Raw genomic sequence first — 15,686 nt, forward strand, 5'->3', positions numbered from 1 at the left:
CCACCCGACGCTAGACCAGTTCCTTCACCTGCGTAGGATTTTCCTACAGATATGTTGGAAAGCTCGTTACCGCGCATTACGCGACGTCCTGCGAACGCTGTGCCCGCCATGTGCCAGCGCGTCGGGACGTTGCCGAAAGACCTACCGACAGCTTCGAGACGTTTCCCCCATAGCCTTTGGTTTCGCCTGAACATCTGCCTGTGTAAACGTCACATGTCGCACCGCGCACAACGGGAGTCCCTGTGCTGTCAGAACTTTGACCAGTGCATGATCGTCGGATCACCGAAGACACCAGGAGTCCTGATGCCGACCGCCCCCGACAACGAGATGACACTGCGCTTCCTCGCCGCACCCACCGACGCCACCACGATCGGTGGCGACGTGCGCGGGGGGCGGCTGCTGTCCTGGATCGACAAGGCGGCCTACGCCTGCGCGGCCGGGTGGTCGGGCGGCTACTCGGTGACCGCCTACTTCGGCAACATCACCTTCACCCGCGGTATCGAACCCGGCGACATCGTCGAGGTGAAGGCGACGCTCATCCACACCGGCACCTCGAGCATGCACATCCACTGCTCGGTGAGTTCGGCCTCACCGCACACGGGACTGTTCACACTCGCCAGCGAATGCCTGGTCATCTTCGTGGCGATGGGCGAGGATCGTCGCCCGCGTCCGGTGCGGCAGTGGACACCGGGCACCGATGCCGAACGCTCCGCCCGCGAGTACGCCACCGGACGCATCCCGGTACGCCGCCGCATCGAGGACGCGATGGCGGCGGTGACCTACTCCGACGCCGGAACCGCGCCACGCTCACAGACCCGCTTCCTCGCCGCGCCGACCGACGTCAACTGGGGCGGCAACGCCCACGGTGGACGCGTCATGGAATGGATGGACGAGTCGGCCTACCTCAACGCCGCCCGCTGGTGCGGTCAGCGATGCGTGACCGCCTACGTCGGCGGCATCCGCTTCTACGCGCCGATCCACATCGGCGACGTCGTCGAACTCGACGCCCGGCTCATCCACACCGGCAAGCAGACCATGCACGTCTCCGTGCACGTGCGCGCAGGAAGCCCGGAAGCCGGCGACATGCGCGACTGCGCGCACAGCCTGATGATCGTCGCCGCGGTGGACGCCAACGGCGACGCCACTGCGGTCCGGCGCTGGGTACCGGTCTCCGCCGAGGACATCGCACTCGATGCGCACGCGCGTGAGCTCATGGCCATCCGGGCCGCCTTGCCGCCACGGCCGCAGATCGCGGCGCCAGTGAACTGAACCCGTGACCAACCGGCCGTCTCGTCTAGTCGGCGGACGCGCGCGCCCACGTCACCTCGTCCAGAGACAACCGCTGCCGGCTCGTTCCCGCATATGAGGTCGCAGACGTCGCCTCCGCGGCGCCGAAGGCCGTCATCGAGGTGACCTCCCACTCGGCCGGTACCGCGAACTCGGCAGCCATGCCATCGCGATCGAAGGCGCGGAACTGGTGTGCGCCGAGGCCCATCGCCAGCGCCTGCACCGTCATGTGGGCAACCGCCTGTCCGAGGTCGTAGCGGGCGAACTCGGAGTACTCCCACTCCGTTCCCTCCACCATGACATGGGCGATGTTGACCACGAGCAGCGAGGCGTCGGCGGCCCACCGCAGCGATCCGGGCGTGAGGTGATGGCAGATCCGGGCGTGGATCGCGTCACCGCGGCGGCCGACGACGAACATCCATGGCTGCGAATTGCCTGCCGAGGGAGCAAGTCTGGCCGCATCGAGCAGTGCGTCGACACCTGTCTCGGGAATCGTCGCCTCGGGGTCGAACGACACCGGGCTGACACGCCCCGCCAGGGCGGGATGGACGTGCGGCTCGCCGGCCGTCGGGCATTCGGTCATCACATGATTGTCGCCGATACACACACCGACCGGCCCGCCGCCCGGGCGAGCCACCTCAGGCGCTGTCGCGGACCGCCGCCGCCATCGCCTCCAAGATGCCCGGGACCTGGACGAGCGCTTCTCGCTGCGCCGGCGTCAGCGACGTGTTGGCCGCGCGCGCAACGACTTTCCGTCGTGCGGCACGACCACGTTCGAGTACCACGGTACCGCTGTCGGTGATGGCGATGAGCGAACTGCGCGCGTCGTCGGGATGCGGGCCGCGGGTCACGAGTCCGCGATCTTCCAACTCGGCGACGGTCACCCGCATGCTCTGATGCTTGATCCCCCGCATGCGGGCCAGCTCGGCGATCGACTGCGGGCCGTCGCGATCGAGTGCGCCGAGCACCTCCCCGTGTCCGGCGGGAGCCGAATCGGTGACCGACCGGACCGCCCGCACGAATCTGCCCACCGACCGTCGCAGGTCCTCCGCAAGATCCAGGCCGGAGGCTTCCCACTCCGCGCCCAACTCTCGCATGCCCGGCTCTTCCATGTCCGAATCGACAACCATCGCCAAAAGTGTACAGTCGCACTGTACTTATTGGCAGACCGTTGGCCACGGAGGTCTCGATGCAGCTCACCAAACACACCCACGCAACCGTCACCCTGACCAAGAACGGCAATACCCTGCTCATCGATCCCGGCACGTTCACGCCCGACGCGGCGGAGTTGCTCGCGGCCGCCGACGCGATCCTGATCACCCATGAACATTTCGACCATTTCGACGCCGAAAAGATCGTTGCCGCAATGAAAGCGCGCGAGGGGCTGCATCTGTACGGTCCGGCGACGATCGCCGATGCGTTGTCCGAGGTCGCCGATCGTGTGCATGCGGTCTCGACCGGCGAGTCCTTCGACATCGCAGGATTCGCGGTCGACACCTTCGTCGCCGATCATGCGGTGATCCATCCCGAGATCCCGTTGGTCGACAACGCGGGATTCCTGATCGACGGCAGTGTCTTCCACCCCGGCGACGCCTACCTGAATCCCGGCCGGACAATCGAGACGCTGCTGCTGCCGGTCAGCGGCCCATGGATCTCCACCGAACAGGCCATCGACTACGTCCGGTCGGTGAAGCCGCAGCGCAGCATCGCCATTCACGACATCATGCTCAGCCCGGCAGGCAAATCCAGCCTTCGCATGTTCCTCGGCGAGAACTCGCTGACCGGAACCCCGCTGGAGACGCCGGATGTCGGTGAGTCACGAGACCTTTCCGCCGCCTGACACACCCGACGTCGACACAAGCACCGACGCCGAGGCACCCTGCATCTTGTCGTCGATGTGGTGGTCTTCGCGTGCCGAGATCACCAGCGCGATCGACGCGATCAACACCCACACGGTCGTGAGCGTGGCCCAACCGCCAGATTCTGTTTGCGGTAATGCACGACGCCGGCGGCGAACTCCCGTAGAAAGCCGGACGGCAGGTAGTACCAGGCCGTCGGTGCGCCCAGCACGGTGACGGAGCGGATTCCCAGCCGTTGCGTGAGTGACGCCGACCGAAGCACATGGAAGTTGCTGGTGACCACCACCATTCGCTCCCACACCACATTCTGGGCGGCAAGGACCGCGAGCGTGTTGGTCAGGTTCTCCTGGGTGGTGGTCGAGGTGTCTTCGAGAATCACATGGGTACTCGGCACATCGGAATGCTCGGCGAGATAGGCGGCCATCGCCGCGGCCTCGCTCACCACCTCATCGCTGCCCTTGCCGCCGGATACCACGACCCGCGGTGGCGCGCCCTGCGCTGCCTGCACGTGGTGGTAGACCTCGACGGCGCGATCGAGACGGCGTGCGAGCAATGGCGTCGGTTTGCCCCCGGACAGGCCGGCCCCGAGTACGACGATCACGTCGGTCGCGTCGACTTCTCGGTGGGTTCCGCCGTAGACGAGCGCGTACAGCGTGTAGGCGAGCAATTCGATGATCATCAGGGCACCCGGGATCATGGCCAACGGCAGCAGGGCCATGAGCAGGATTCGGTGGTCCCAGGTGAACAGCCACCCGATCATGATCGCCAAGGTCACGATGATCGCCCCACCGATCGCGGCCGGCACGAGGGTCGCGACACGTAATCCCTCGCGCCGCACCACGATTGGCGTATTCGTGACGAGGGCAAGCGCGGATGTCACCAGGAGCAGCAGAATCGCCATCGCCGGCACCAGGAACACGATGGTCGCCGCGTCGGAATCCGGCCACAGCACCGCCGAACAGGTGAATGCCAGCAACCAGATCATCACCGCACTACCCACGACCATCAGGCCGTGCGAGCTGTCGCGGTCGTCGTGGACGAGTCGAAATACCGTGGCAGCCACCACGATCACGGTCAGTACCAGCACCACCCACAGCACGATCACCGCCGGCGCACCTCTTCGATCGGTAGCGGAATACCCTTCCACCCCAACCCTAGTTGCCGGGTCTGCGGGAATCGCGGCCGAGGTCTTCGTCGCCGATCACGCGGCGATCAACCGCTTCCGACACACCCGGCATCGACACGAGCACGAATTGCCGAACGCGTCCGAGCGCGCGGGCCGCGCAGTTGGACAACAACGGGTCGGTCAGCTCTTCGGCCAGGACGACCTCGATCGGCGTATCCGGCCCGCTCAGTGTGACGACGATGTGGTGGTCGACGCGCCGCACCTCGAGCGGTGCCAGCGCGTCGATTCGGTCGTCGCCGGTGGTCGACCGCACGAAGTGCTGTGCCGCCTGCACTGCGTGCGGAAGCGACGTCCGGCCACGCAGTAGCGGATCGACGAGTCGCCCTTCGGTGTAACGTCGCACCAGTCCCGCCGGATCCGTCGCCGAATCCACCCGGCCGTAACACAACCCGTGCGGCAGGACGAGCATGGTGGCGGCGAATCGGTCGCCGCCCAGATGTGAGCACTCCCAAGTCCATTCGGGATATGCGGCCGCGATCGCGGTGGTCGCGGCTCGTCCCCGGACCGCGCAGCACTGATCGTGTTTCCCGTGCGCGCACACCGCGACGACCGGGTCGTCCGACGGTCGGCCGCCGGCGCCGTCGAGCGGCAGATCCAGATAGCCGGTCGCGTCCGACACTTCTCCCCGGACCACCGACTCCTCGCCGGGTCGTGTGTCCACGACGAACCATCGCCACCGCGGGGTCGCCGCCCGGCGACCGGGTCGGCGTATCGCCACGATCCGCATTCCCGCGGCCTCGACGCGGCGCACGACGGCACGCCCAAGAACCGGATCGATGATGTTGGGCGAGTCGAGGAACACCGACGGACCCCACGGGCCGGAGAGCTCCAGCAACATCCAGCGGTCGCCCGCCGATGCGGTGCCGTACATAGGGTCGCCGCGGAGAATGGACTGATCGCTACAGGGACGACGACCGGTCATGACCTCTACGCTGCCCCGGGCGTCTGCGGCGGCAGCGATTCGGCCGGCACGACGACCGCCTCGCGCAGCAGTCGACGGATCAGCACGGCCCCATCGGCCGCATCGAGGCCCGGAAGGCGATCGGCCCCGACCACCGAGCCCCCATGCACCGCGCGGACGGCATCCGCGCAGAAGCCCGGGAAGCCGATCGTGCGATCGGCAAACCGCAATTCGACGCGGCCACCGGATTCGGCCACCGACGCCACCAGTCCGCGGCGCCACCGGACGGGCACGAGCGCATCACCTGCCGAGATCGCCGCCAGGGTTGCCAACGGCCGCACCGGAATCGGACGGGTCCGGTCGGCGTATCCACGGGCCAATGCATCGGCCGCCGCACACTCCAGGTCGGATGACCGCTCACCGATCACCTCCATCGCCGTCGACATCACCTTGCCGACGAGTGCGGAGATGTCGGCACGGTCGGTGAGGTCGATGCCCATCGGCAGTGACTCGCGTAGTCCGGGTATGTCGGCGAGTTGCTCGACGAGTGCGCCGACGATGTCGAATGCGGTGAGCGGCGCGGTACCGATCGTGAGATGGATGGAGGTGGTGCCGAGTGCACGAGCCGAATGTACCCATCCGCGAGGCAGATACAGGGCGTCACCGGGGTGCAGCACGGTGTCGATGACCGGCTCGTCAGCGGCCCGGGCGGTAATGGCGTCGCGATGTGCGGTCCATGGTTGGGAACCAAGCGGGTGCACATGTACCGGCTCGTGAATCGTCCAGTGCTTCGCCCCGGATACCTGCAGAACGAACACGTCGTGCACGTCGTAGTGCAGATCGAATCCGCGGTTGCTCGGCGGGGTGACGTAGGCGTTGGCCTGAACGGGATGACCCAGATCGTCGACGAGTCCGCGCACGAGGTCGATCACCGGAGGCCACAACCGGTGCAGTCCCTGCAGAACGATCGTCGCCCCGGCGGCGAACTGTCCCAACACTTTTGCCGAATCGACCTGATCGGGCATCTCGGCCCCGAACCCGGCGGGCCCGACGTAGCAGTCCCGCGTGAGCAGGCTGCCGTCGCGGGCCATGCGGATGAACGGCGCGCGCACGCCACGTTCGGCGATGAGTTCGTCGACCGTCGCAGGCGAGAGCAGGTCGTCGAAGCCACGTGGCAATGCCTCGGCACGGCTCAGCAGCGGCGATCGATCCCAATGTTCGCGGGCGAAGACATCGGGGTCGATCGCGATGCAACGTCTCAACATCGATTGTGGCTCAGGCGGTTCCGTCGGCACCACCGTCGTGGCCGCCCGGATTCGAGCCGCCGTCGGCCGGTCCCTCACCCGCATCGGCGGTGCCATCGGCACCACCGTCATGACCGCTGGGATTGGAACCGCCGTCGGCCGGTCCCTCACCTGCACCGGCGGTGCCATCGGCACCACCGTCGTGGCCGCCCGGATTCGAGCCGCCGTCGGCTGGTCCTTCACCGCCGGGGCCGGAGGTCGTGATGTCGTCGTCGTCGAGTGCCATAGGTGATCCTTCCACGCGAGGGCCTGCCCGGGTGGCGAGCCCTTCTCCTCCACTATGGGCGCAACGACCGGTGAATGTGTGCGCTCTACCGTATCGATGGCGCGGCTGATTCCGGGCGGGTGCACTCTACCTGCGTCGATACGGTTTTGTTCAGCCGCGTTCGCGGTCCGACAAATACTCGCGGAGCGCGACGGAGTGTCGTTCTATCCAGGCGATCGCGTACCGATTGGCCCACACCCAGCACAGCGCGCTGAGTGCCGCTGTGACCACCAGGCACACCGCGCTCGCGGCCGTGGGCAAACGCTGCGTGCGATCGATGCCGTCGACGAGCCACCACAGAGCCGACGGAACCGCCATGATTGCGCACGCGACCGCCGGGTACACCAGATACGGCGCGATGGTCAGAATCGACCAGCGGAGGACCACGGGCCCGAATCGTCGCCGTTGGCGCCACCGCCAGAGGAGCGGCTGCTGGTGGTAGGGGAAGAACACTCCGACCAGCCCGGTGACCGCCAGTGCACCGATCGGTACCACCGCCACCGCGATCACCACCAAAGCGGTGTATTGCCAATCCTGTTCGGCGACGCCGCACGCGATGGCGACCACCATGCACAACGGAGCGACCAGCATCCACAGGACCGCCTCCTTGGCCCGAAGAACCGTTCGGAGCGAGGCCGGATCACCGATCAATTCGAGGACGCGATCGGGGTCGGCGGCCAGGATGTTGCTGGCGGTGACGTCGGAATACATCCATCCGGCGAGTGCCAGCGCGTAGCCGGACGGCCCGGTGAACGTGAAGAACCAGCTGCGCGGCAGCAGGAACCAGATGACGGTCATCATCACACCGTTGAGGGCGACGACGGCCACCGTATCGCCAGGATGGGTTCGGATACGGGTGAACTCCGCCCGCACCGCCGCACCGAAGGGCAGGCCGGGATCGTCGGCGACATGATCGATCATGGGTACTCCGCGGTCTCGCGCCCGCAGTGGCAGTCCGCGCGGGCATACCCAGGTTACGGCGCCGGAGCGCTCGGCGCCGGGATGTCGGAACCTATTGCCGATCGCCGAACACGGCTCCGATCACATCCCCGAACAACGGCCAGGTGTCGGAGATGAACTGACGCCGACCAACGCCGAGCTCGGCGAGCGCACTCCCGTGGTCGAAGGCGACAACGACGGTCACCCCGAAAGCGGTGAGACGCCAACCATTCTCGACAATAAACCGCACCGCACGTGGAAAGTCGGCAAATCCGACGCGGAGTCGGTGGCACTGGAATGGCACATGCCGTTGCTCGTCATCGAGGATGCGCCTCGCCACGTCGACAAGCAGCGGATCATGCCCACCGTCGGCGAGTGCACGGTAGTACCGCAGAGCAATCACCTCGGCGACCGCCGGGATCATCAGTTCCAACCGCAGTCCCAGCAACCGACGTAGCCGGACGAACACCACATCTGTCCAGTCTGCATGTACGGTGGCCCATCCCGCCGCGCGCAGCAGGCGGCCCAGCATTCGCGCATGATTCTGTTCCTCCGCGACGAACAGCCGCACCGCCGCCGCGTACGCGTGGTCCCCCGTGGCGACGGCCTCGGCAATCAGGTGGGCACCGTCGCCGCTCTCCCCGACCTGGAACTTCTGCACGCTGCGTGCCACCGCCGGCGTGAGCACACTGCCCCGCTCCCACTCGGGATCGGCGATTTGCCCTCGGCGCCGTGCAGCGCTTTCGAAGTCGGCACGCCAGATGTCCGATTTGCCCATACCGTGAGTGTAGGTACCCGTCGACGATGTGGCCGGCGTATCCCGCGGCCCGCCCCCTACACTGGCGCCATGGGTTTCCAGGGCTTCACCGAGGCCGCACTCGACTTCTACGACGACCTCGAGATGGACAACTCCAAGGCATTCTGGGAGGCGCATCGGCAGGACTACCGCGATGCGGTGGCCGCTCCGATGCAGGCCTTGACCGACGAACTCGCCGCGGACTTCGGTGAGGCCAAACTGTTCCGCCCCTACCGCGACGTGCGTTTCTCAAAAGACAAGTCGCCCTACAAGACCCATCAGGGCGCCTATATCGCGGTCGCGTCCGCGACCGGCTACTACGTGCAGATCGGCGCACCCGGAGTCCGGGTCGGTGGTGGCATCTACGACACCACGACCGACCGGCTCTCGGCCATCCGCGCGGCAATCGTCGACGACCGAAGTGGCACCGACCTCGAACGGATCGTCGGCGAATTGTCCGATGACGGTTGGGAAATCGGCGGTGACAAACTCAAGACCGCACCTCGAGGATTCGACAAGGCGCATCCGCGCATCGAGTTACTGCGTCACAAGATGATCGTCGCCTCGCGCGACTACGGATTCGACCCGGTGATCCACAGCCCCGAGCTCGTCGCCCGGGTACGTACCGATTGGCGCACTGTCGTTCCCTTGATCGACTGGATTCTGCGACATGCGAATGCCTGATGCCGACCGACCACGCTGGATGACCACCGGCAATCGACGAGGGCCGAGGGCGCTGCGCGCCGATGCCGGGCCGGATGTGATCATTGTGATAGCGGGATTGCCGGTCGATCGGCTTACGGTGAGTTCATGCCCAGCACGCGGTCGTACAGCCAATTCATCGCCCTTGCGCCCGATAAGCTCTGGGTCGTCCTTGGCGATCCACGACTACTCCCCCAGTGGCACAGCGGATTCCGTACCGTCACTCTCGACGCACCGACCGCTGACAGCGCAGCCGTCGGCCAACACGGCTCTTTCGAGCCGTCACGACCCTTCCTGGCCGCCGGCCACCGACGACTCGCTCCACCATTCACGATCACCGAGGTGACACCCGGCAGACATCTGCAGCTGACCCAGCCCGAGCCCGTCGGGAGCGCGGTCATCGACTTCGTTCTCGAACCCACTGACGGCGGCTGCTTCGTGCGCGAGACCGTCACTGCCACTGCGGGTTCGAATTGCGTCGCACGGACCGTTCTCTCAGTGGTGCCCCACCTCACCGACCGCGCCGACTTTGCCCGGCTGGCCCGGCTCGCGGGTCTGCAGCCCGGCTCCGAGGCGCTGACCGTGGTCCTGGCCGGGGGCAGCGGTGCGCTCGGGCGCCACCTGGGCGCCGACCTCGCGTGTCGCGGACAGCACCCCGTGGTCCTCACCCGCCGCACCGACCGGTCCTCACCCTTCGAGCAGCTCGAGTGGGATGCGCACACCGTCGGACCGTGGGCGGATCGGATCGTGGATCCGGGGCGCGTCGCGGTGGTGAATCTGGCCGGCAAACTGGTCGATTGCCGACCGACCCCGCGCAACGTGGCCGCGCTGCGCGAGTCCCGAACGCAGGCGACCCGCGCGCTGGTCGCGGCGGCCGCCACGCGATCGACACCGGTCGCACACTGGCTGCAGGCGAGCACCACCGCCATCTGGAGCGATGCGGGCGAAACCTGGTGCACTGAAACAACTCCGGTCCCCGACGACGGGTTGCCACAGATGACGGGGGTGGCCCGTCCGTGGGAAGAATCGGTCAGCGGCGCCCACACCGATCACCTGGTCATCCTCCGCACATCCATCGTCTTGGACGGGCAGGCACCCGCGATGCGGCGGCTCACCGACCTAGCGCGGCTGGGGCTGGGCGGAAGCGTCGGCTCGGGTCGCCAGTGGTTCAGCTGGATTCACGTCGACGACTGGCTGGCGGTTGCCCGCGGAGCGCTGGGACTCGATGGCGCGGTCACCCTGCCGTCTGGGGTGCTCGTCGGGGCGAGTCCTCATCCGGTACGCAACCGCGAACTCATGGCCTCACTGCGGCGTGCGGTCCATCGCCCGGCCGCACCACCTACTCCTGCGGTGTTGTTGAAGATCGGTGCGGTCGCACTGCGCACCGACCCCGCACTGGGACTCACCGGGCGCCGCGCTCGTTCGCAGGTACTCGACGATGGGGGTTTCCGGTTCCGATTTCCGACGCTGGACTCGGCGCTCGCCGATCTACTACCCAGCTGAGTCGCGACGATCGGTCACGCAACGTCACCGTCGACGTAGTACCAGTTGCCGCGCTCCCGGCGGAATCGGCTGTGCTCGGACATACTTCGGCGCGCGGCCGCGGCGCGGTAGTGGGCGACGAAGGTCACCTCGCCGACGTCGTCGAACGGCCCGCCGGCGACTGTGTCGGTGACGAGCCGGTACCAGTCGATCTCGTCATCGAGCTCGAGGATGGCCGGCTGCGTGCCCGGATGCCATGTGGCCAACAGATGGTCGCGGTCCCCGACGGCGAAGGCGGTGAACCGCGAGCGCATCAAAGCCGGTGCCGTCGGTGCCCGACGGTCGCGGCTCAGTATCGGTCCGCAGCACTCGCCGAATGTCATTCCCGAAGTACACGGACACCGGTCCTCGGAGCGCACGTCTCGCATGGCGGCCAGCGTAACCGGCCGCACGTTCTACACCGGTGACAGATCGGCGGCGAACTGTCGTGCGCGCTCAAGATCACGGTCGTCGGGCCGTCCTCTGCGCAGTCCACCGGCCAGACCGAACGGCGGGGACGTGTCCCACCCTCGACACCCGAATGTGCCGACGACACTCCGGCCGTGACGCTCGATGCGTCGTGTGAGTGGTCCCGTGATCGGACGAAAACCGCTGGTGTAGAACACGAATGCGCAGGCACCCGCATTTCCGGGCGGAACTGCGTCGATGAAGTCCCGCAATCGGGAATCGAATCTCTGGTTGTAGATGCCCGATCCGAAACCGATCAGGTCGACCTCGGCGAGCCGACCCGCATCGACCTCGCCGGGATCGACGACCTCCGCGCCCAGCACCGAGGCCATGGCCTCGGCCACGCACCGAGTGTTGCCGTGCGAGCGGGAAACACAGACGAGCAATGTATCGGTCATGGTGATGACTCCTTTTCTAACCCCGTGCGATGCTGCGTGCGCCGTCCAACGCAGACATCTTCGCCGGGTTGCGCATCGCGTAAACATGGTGGATGGCGCCGTCGTGGACGTCGAGCCAGAAGATCGCGCCCGGATCGTCGGTCATCGCGACGGTGAAGCCTGGCAGGCCGTTGACGACGATCTCACCGACCCGCAGCCGGCGCTTGTCACCGAGTCGCACCAGACCGAGCACAACCCGGGCCACCGCGTCGGCACCATGAATCGGCCGGCGCGCCGCCGAGGCCTTGCCGTCGCTGTCGGCGATGTAGACCACCTCGGGTGCCAGGACCGCGAGCAGAGCGTTGACGTCACCGGTGGCGGCCGCGGACAGGAATGCCTGGGTTGCCTGTTCGGTTTCGGTCACGTCGGTATGGTGCCGGGGGCGCCGCGACTGGACGTGTGCTCGTGCCCGATGGGAGATCTGGCGCACGGCCGCAACGGATTTCTCTATCATGTCGGCAATCTCGCCGTGGGCGAATCCGAATACTTCGCGCAGCAGGAACACCGTACGCTCGTCGGGACCGAGCGATTGCAGCACGACCATCATCGCCGTCGACACCGACTCGGCGAGCACAAGGTCGTCGGACGGGTCGCGCTCGTCGATGACGATCGGTTCGGGCAGCCAGGGACCGACATAGTCCTCACGTCGACGTTGTCCGGCTCGGGCCGCGTTGAGTGCCTGCCGGGTCGTGACCTTGGCCAGATATGCACGCGGATCGTCGACTCCGGCAAGGTCGACGTTCGACCAACGGACGTAGCTGTCCTGCAGCACGTCGTCGGCTTCGGTTGCCGAACCGAGGATCTCGTACGCGATGGTGAACAACAGTGGCCGGTATTCGACGAATGCGCGTAGGTGCGGGTTCTCGGTGTCGTCGTGGTCGGTGCGGTGGGTCATCGACGTGCCTGCCCCGGCGCCGCAACGACGGCCACCGCGGGGCTCGGCTGCAGCGCCGCGTCCGGATATACCCCGGGATGCCGCGCCTCGAGGCGCAATCCCCAGATCGTTGCCCGGCAGACCGTCTCCTTCACCATCGCCGCGACCGGACCGCCGATGAATGCGCGGGTAGGCGAATCGTCGGCGTGGGTCAATTGGACTGTGGCAGAGCGTCTCCCGAGACTGATGCACTGCCCCACGAATCTCGGCATGGTGGCGACGGGTGCTTCGCCGGCGGCGAGCGCACACACCGTCCGGGCGGCCTGAACTCCGAGTGGCGTGGCCGACTGGCAGCTCATCCGGAGAACCATCCCGACCGGCGCCACCGCATCGCCCGCCCCGACGATCCGGCGATCGTCTGCACTGACCAGGGCTGCATCGGTGCGTAGCCGGCCAGTCGAGTCGCATGCCAGGCCGCTTCGCACCGCGAGGTCGGGTACCCCGAAGCCGGTGGCGACGACGGTCAGATCGGTGGGCAGTTCCCGCTGCTCACCATCGGAGGAGACGAGTGCCAGCGAGGTCGCACCGATACGCCGCGCGCATGTGTGTTCATGGACGGTGACACCGAGGCGGTGCAGTGTGCGCCGCGTGTGAGTCCGGCCCCGCTCGGAGATGCTCGGCGTGATCTCGCCGTCGGTGATGAGCGCGACGCGGTGCCCTCTCCCGGCCAGTTCGGCTGCGGTTTCCACACCGGTGAGGCCGCCACCGATGACCGTCACCACCATCGATTCCCGGCTGCGGGCGAGCCGGTCACGGAGCCGGGTGGCCGACTCCCACTCCGCGATCGAGTAGGCGTGTGCGTCGGCCCCGTCGATGCGCGTACCGCCCGTGCTCCCCACGGCATAGATCAGCCAGTCATATGAGAGCGACCGGCCGGAGTCCAGGTGCACGCGCCGTGCCGGGGCGTCGATGCGGTCGACCGTGTCGACGAGCCGGCGGACACCGGGCGCGAGCACCGTCGAGTAGTCGCGCCGGGCAGCGCCGGTGTCGCAGGCCCACTGATGTAATCGGATGCGTTCGACGAAGTGATCGCGTGCGTTGATCATCACCACACCGAGTGATTCGTCCGCGGAAAGCCGGTTCGCCGCCATCGTTCCGGCATATCCGCCACCGACGATCACGACCGTCTGCCGTTGCACGTTCATCAGTCTGCTCCTTTTGTCCCGATACCGATCCGACATTCCTGAGACACCGCTCGCGCGGCGAAAGTGACATCGCCTGCAGAGCACAGTGAACAGGGCGTGGTAATCGGCTGAACGTCGATAACCTAATCTGGCCTGGTGCCTTTCGACCGTCTCACCGTGTGGTCGGGACCGACGACATCAAGGGCTCGTCTGATCGTCGTCGGCATCCTGATCGCGGCGGCCGGGATCTGCTATTCGTCGTGGGTGCTGGCGTTCTTCTGGCCCTCGCCGCTGGATCCGTTGCGCAGCTTCATGAGCGAGCTCGATGCCGCGCACCGGCCACACCGCGACGTCTACGTCGCCGGTGACGTGACGACGGCGGTGTGCGCAATGCTGGCGGGCGTGGTGATGTTTTTTCCGCGGCCGGCCGTGGCCGGCGCGTATGCGCGGGCCGCGGCGATCGCCTTGGCGGTGTTCGGTGTCGCCACCATCACCGACGCGTTGTCTCCGATCGAGTGCATTCCGCACGTGGATCCGGATTGTCCGTCCGAGCCGAGCGGGCTGCTGCCCCAGTTGCACCACATCCACGCGTTGACCAGTTCGGTGGCGGTGTTTGCGATCTTCGCGGCGATGATCCTGGGTGTGGTGGCGGCGTGGCGCACACGGGTCTGGCCGTTGCTTCGACTGTTCGGGCTGGCGATCCTGGTGGTCATCTCGGTCGCGACGGTGTGGATGTTGGCTGCCGACGGTATATCCGGGGATTGGCTTCTCGGTTTGGCACAACGGATTCAGATCGGCGGGATGTCGCTGTTCTTGGTGGTCTGGGGTGTGTCGGTGGCCCGTCAGCGCAGGCCCGCGGACTCGACGCCCGGCTAGCGCTTCGGCGGGAAGTACTTGATGAGTGCCTCTTGCACCACGGAGGTGGCGAGGGTGCCATCGCGCATCCAGAACCGCCCGGATCCCATGCCGCGCGATCCGGTCGCGACGGGCGAGCGGGTGGCGTAGAGCATCCATTCGTCGAAGCGGAATTCGCGGTGGAACCAGATGGAGTGGTTGACGGTCGCAGCGAAGAGTCGGTCGATACCCCAGGACAGGCCGTGGGTGGTGATGATCGAGTCGAGAACGGTGGTGTCCGAGGCGTAGCACATGGCGGCGACGTGCATGATCGGGTCGTCGGGCAGCTCGCCGTCGGCCTTCATCCAGACCCGGTTGTCGCGCAGTGTGCCGCCGGCTTCGCGCATCTTCCATGACGGGTCGTTGGCGAAGCGGATGTCGATGGGATGCAACGCGTCGACGAAGGTGGCGATGCGGTCTTCGAATCCCTTGAAGTGCTCACCGAGTGGGGGCAGTTCCTCCGGGTAGGGTACCTGCGGTATCTCGACGGCGTGCTCGAGCCCGGCGGTGTTGTCCTGGAAGGCCACCAGCATGGTGAAGATCTCTTCGCCCTTCTGCTTGGCGGTGACCTGCCGGTTCGCGAAGGACTTGCCGTCGCGGAACCGGTCGACGTGGTACTCCATCGGCTCGCTGACGTCGCCGCCGCGGATGAAGTGCGCGTGCAACGCATGGACCGGTGGCCGGCCGCGGGTCAGGGTGCGCGCCGCGGCTACGACACCCTGCCCGAGTAGCTGACCACCGAAGGTGCGGGCCGTCTTCTGCTCTGGGTGCTGGCCGATGAATACGTCGTCGTCGCGCCGTTCGACGTCGAGCAGTTCCAAAAGCTTGCCGAGGTCCCCGCTGGCGTCCACAGTCATGGCGACAACCCTAGGGCGTCAGCTGTGTGAGGCTGACGACACCCCGGGCGAGCGAGGAGCGCAGCGACAATGCGGCTCCACCCTGCCCCCGGCGAGCGCGCCCCGCCTGCACGACGAAGAGCGAGGAGCGCAGCGACGATGCGATAGAGGAGGAAGGCGGGGTGCCAAGAGCTCGCCGGGGACGCGCGGACGAAGTACGCGCAGATAACACC

The 15,686-nt window shown here is 66.9% G+C and carries 19 protein-coding genes; 5 read left to right on the plus strand and 14 right to left on the minus strand.

Annotated elements, in window-relative coordinates:
- Window positions 1–303 precede the first annotated feature (303 nt).
- Window positions 304–1,269 (plus strand): acyl-CoA thioesterase, encoded by a 966-nt coding sequence (locus tag ACLQ3C_RS14115; protein WP_425705703.1) that lies wholly within the window; start codon window positions 304–306, stop codon window positions 1,267–1,269.
- Between the two features lie 25 nt (window positions 1,270–1,294).
- On the opposite strand, the gene ACLQ3C_RS14120 is transcribed toward ACLQ3C_RS14115, so the two are convergent.
- Complete coding sequence (locus tag ACLQ3C_RS14120; RefSeq protein WP_425705704.1) at window positions 1,295–1,870, minus strand: nitroreductase family protein; 576 nt, start codon at window positions 1,868–1,870, stop codon at window positions 1,295–1,297.
- Between the two features lie 55 nt (window positions 1,871–1,925).
- Window positions 1,926–2,417 (minus strand): MarR family winged helix-turn-helix transcriptional regulator, encoded by a 492-nt coding sequence (locus tag ACLQ3C_RS14125; protein ID WP_425705705.1) that lies wholly within the window; start codon window positions 2,415–2,417, stop codon window positions 1,926–1,928.
- Between the two features lie 59 nt (window positions 2,418–2,476).
- Between ACLQ3C_RS14125 and ACLQ3C_RS14130 the strand changes: the two genes are divergently transcribed.
- Window positions 2,477–3,127: an MBL fold metallo-hydrolase gene (locus ACLQ3C_RS14130; protein WP_425705706.1), complete on the plus strand. Its 651-nt coding sequence runs from the start codon at window positions 2,477–2,479 to the stop codon at window positions 3,125–3,127.
- On the opposite strand, the gene ACLQ3C_RS14135 is transcribed toward ACLQ3C_RS14130, so the two are convergent.
- From ACLQ3C_RS14135 to ACLQ3C_RS14165, 7 genes are all read right to left on the minus strand, one after another.
- Window positions 3,104–3,241 carry a hypothetical protein gene (locus tag ACLQ3C_RS14135; RefSeq protein WP_425705707.1) on the minus strand — a complete coding sequence of 46 codons (138 nt, stop codon included), beginning with the start codon at window positions 3,239–3,241 and terminating at the stop codon, window positions 3,104–3,106. The two genes, ACLQ3C_RS14130 and ACLQ3C_RS14135, sit on opposite strands and share 24 nt — an antisense overlap.
- The gene (locus ACLQ3C_RS14140; RefSeq protein ID WP_425705708.1) at window positions 3,229–4,251 is read right to left on the minus strand and encodes a YdcF family protein; all 1,023 of its coding nucleotides are present in this window, start codon (window positions 4,249–4,251) and stop codon (window positions 3,229–3,231) included. The genes ACLQ3C_RS14135 and ACLQ3C_RS14140 overlap by 13 nt, the downstream gene beginning before the upstream one ends.
- A 49-nt stretch (window positions 4,252–4,300) precedes the next feature.
- Window positions 4,301–5,254, minus strand: a complete 954-nt coding sequence (locus ACLQ3C_RS14145; protein WP_425705709.1) for a sucrase ferredoxin — start codon at window positions 5,252–5,254, stop codon at window positions 4,301–4,303.
- Between the two features lie 5 nt (window positions 5,255–5,259).
- Entirely contained in the window at window positions 5,260–6,498 is a 1,239-nt protein-coding gene (locus ACLQ3C_RS14150) for a cupin domain-containing protein (RefSeq protein WP_425705710.1), read from the minus strand.
- A 10-nt stretch (window positions 6,499–6,508) separates the two neighbouring features.
- Complete coding sequence (locus ACLQ3C_RS14155; protein WP_425705711.1) at window positions 6,509–6,763, minus strand: BatC protein; 255 nt, start codon at window positions 6,761–6,763, stop codon at window positions 6,509–6,511.
- A gap of 150 nt (window positions 6,764–6,913) precedes the next feature.
- Window positions 6,914–7,723 carry a hypothetical protein gene (locus ACLQ3C_RS14160; protein WP_425705712.1) on the minus strand — a complete coding sequence of 270 codons (810 nt, stop codon included), beginning with the start codon at window positions 7,721–7,723 and terminating at the stop codon, window positions 6,914–6,916.
- Window positions 7,724–7,814: 91 nt separating this feature from the next.
- Window positions 7,815–8,519 carry a ferritin-like domain-containing protein gene (locus ACLQ3C_RS14165; protein WP_425705713.1) on the minus strand — a complete coding sequence of 235 codons (705 nt, stop codon included), beginning with the start codon at window positions 8,517–8,519 and terminating at the stop codon, window positions 7,815–7,817.
- Window positions 8,520–8,588: 69 nt separating this feature from the next.
- On the opposite strand from ACLQ3C_RS14165, the gene ACLQ3C_RS14170 reads away from it, so the two are divergent.
- Both ACLQ3C_RS14170 and ACLQ3C_RS14175 read left to right on the plus strand, forming a co-directional pair.
- Complete coding sequence (locus ACLQ3C_RS14170) at window positions 8,589–9,221, plus strand: DUF2461 domain-containing protein (RefSeq protein WP_425705714.1); 633 nt, start codon at window positions 8,589–8,591, stop codon at window positions 9,219–9,221.
- A gap of 126 nt (window positions 9,222–9,347) precedes the next feature.
- Window positions 9,348–10,742 carry a DUF1731 domain-containing protein gene (locus tag ACLQ3C_RS14175; protein WP_425705715.1) on the plus strand — a complete coding sequence of 465 codons (1,395 nt, stop codon included), beginning with the start codon at window positions 9,348–9,350 and terminating at the stop codon, window positions 10,740–10,742.
- Between the two features lie 14 nt (window positions 10,743–10,756).
- Here ACLQ3C_RS14175 and ACLQ3C_RS14180 read toward each other — a convergent pair whose 3' ends face one another.
- Genes ACLQ3C_RS14180 through ACLQ3C_RS14195 form a run of 4 tightly spaced genes read right to left on the minus strand, consistent with a single transcriptional unit; the run spans window position 10,757 to window position 13,744 of the window.
- Entirely contained in the window at window positions 10,757–11,149 is a 393-nt protein-coding gene (locus ACLQ3C_RS14180) for a YchJ family protein (protein WP_425705716.1), read from the minus strand.
- Window positions 11,150–11,176: 27 nt separating this feature from the next.
- Window positions 11,177–11,626, minus strand: a complete 450-nt coding sequence (locus tag ACLQ3C_RS14185; RefSeq protein ID WP_425705717.1) for a flavodoxin family protein — start codon at window positions 11,624–11,626, stop codon at window positions 11,177–11,179.
- Window positions 11,627–11,642: 16 nt separating this feature from the next.
- Complete coding sequence (gene sigJ / locus ACLQ3C_RS14190; RefSeq protein WP_425705718.1) at window positions 11,643–12,560, minus strand: RNA polymerase sigma factor SigJ; 918 nt, start codon at window positions 12,558–12,560, stop codon at window positions 11,643–11,645.
- On the minus strand, window positions 12,557–13,744 hold the full coding sequence (locus tag ACLQ3C_RS14195) for an NAD(P)/FAD-dependent oxidoreductase (protein ID WP_425705719.1): 1,188 nt from the start codon (window positions 13,742–13,744) through the stop codon (window positions 12,557–12,559). Before ACLQ3C_RS14195 ends, sigJ begins: the two co-directional genes overlap by 4 nt.
- A gap of 135 nt (window positions 13,745–13,879) precedes the next feature.
- Between ACLQ3C_RS14195 and ACLQ3C_RS14200 the strand changes: the two genes are divergently transcribed.
- Entirely contained in the window at window positions 13,880–14,599 is a 720-nt protein-coding gene (locus tag ACLQ3C_RS14200) for a DUF998 domain-containing protein (RefSeq protein ID WP_425705720.1), read from the plus strand.
- On the opposite strand, the gene ACLQ3C_RS14205 is transcribed toward ACLQ3C_RS14200, so the two are convergent.
- Window positions 14,596–15,474, minus strand: coding sequence for an acyl-CoA thioesterase (locus ACLQ3C_RS14205; RefSeq protein ID WP_425705721.1), 879 nt, complete (start codon window positions 15,472–15,474; stop codon window positions 14,596–14,598). The two genes, ACLQ3C_RS14200 and ACLQ3C_RS14205, sit on opposite strands and share 4 nt — an antisense overlap.
- Between the last annotated feature and the right edge of the window lie 212 nt (window positions 15,475–15,686).

The sequence above is a fragment of the Gordonia sp. DT30 genome, from assembly GCF_049844915.1.
In the GTDB taxonomy this organism is placed as follows: Bacteria; Actinomycetota; Actinomycetes; order Mycobacteriales; family Mycobacteriaceae; genus Gordonia.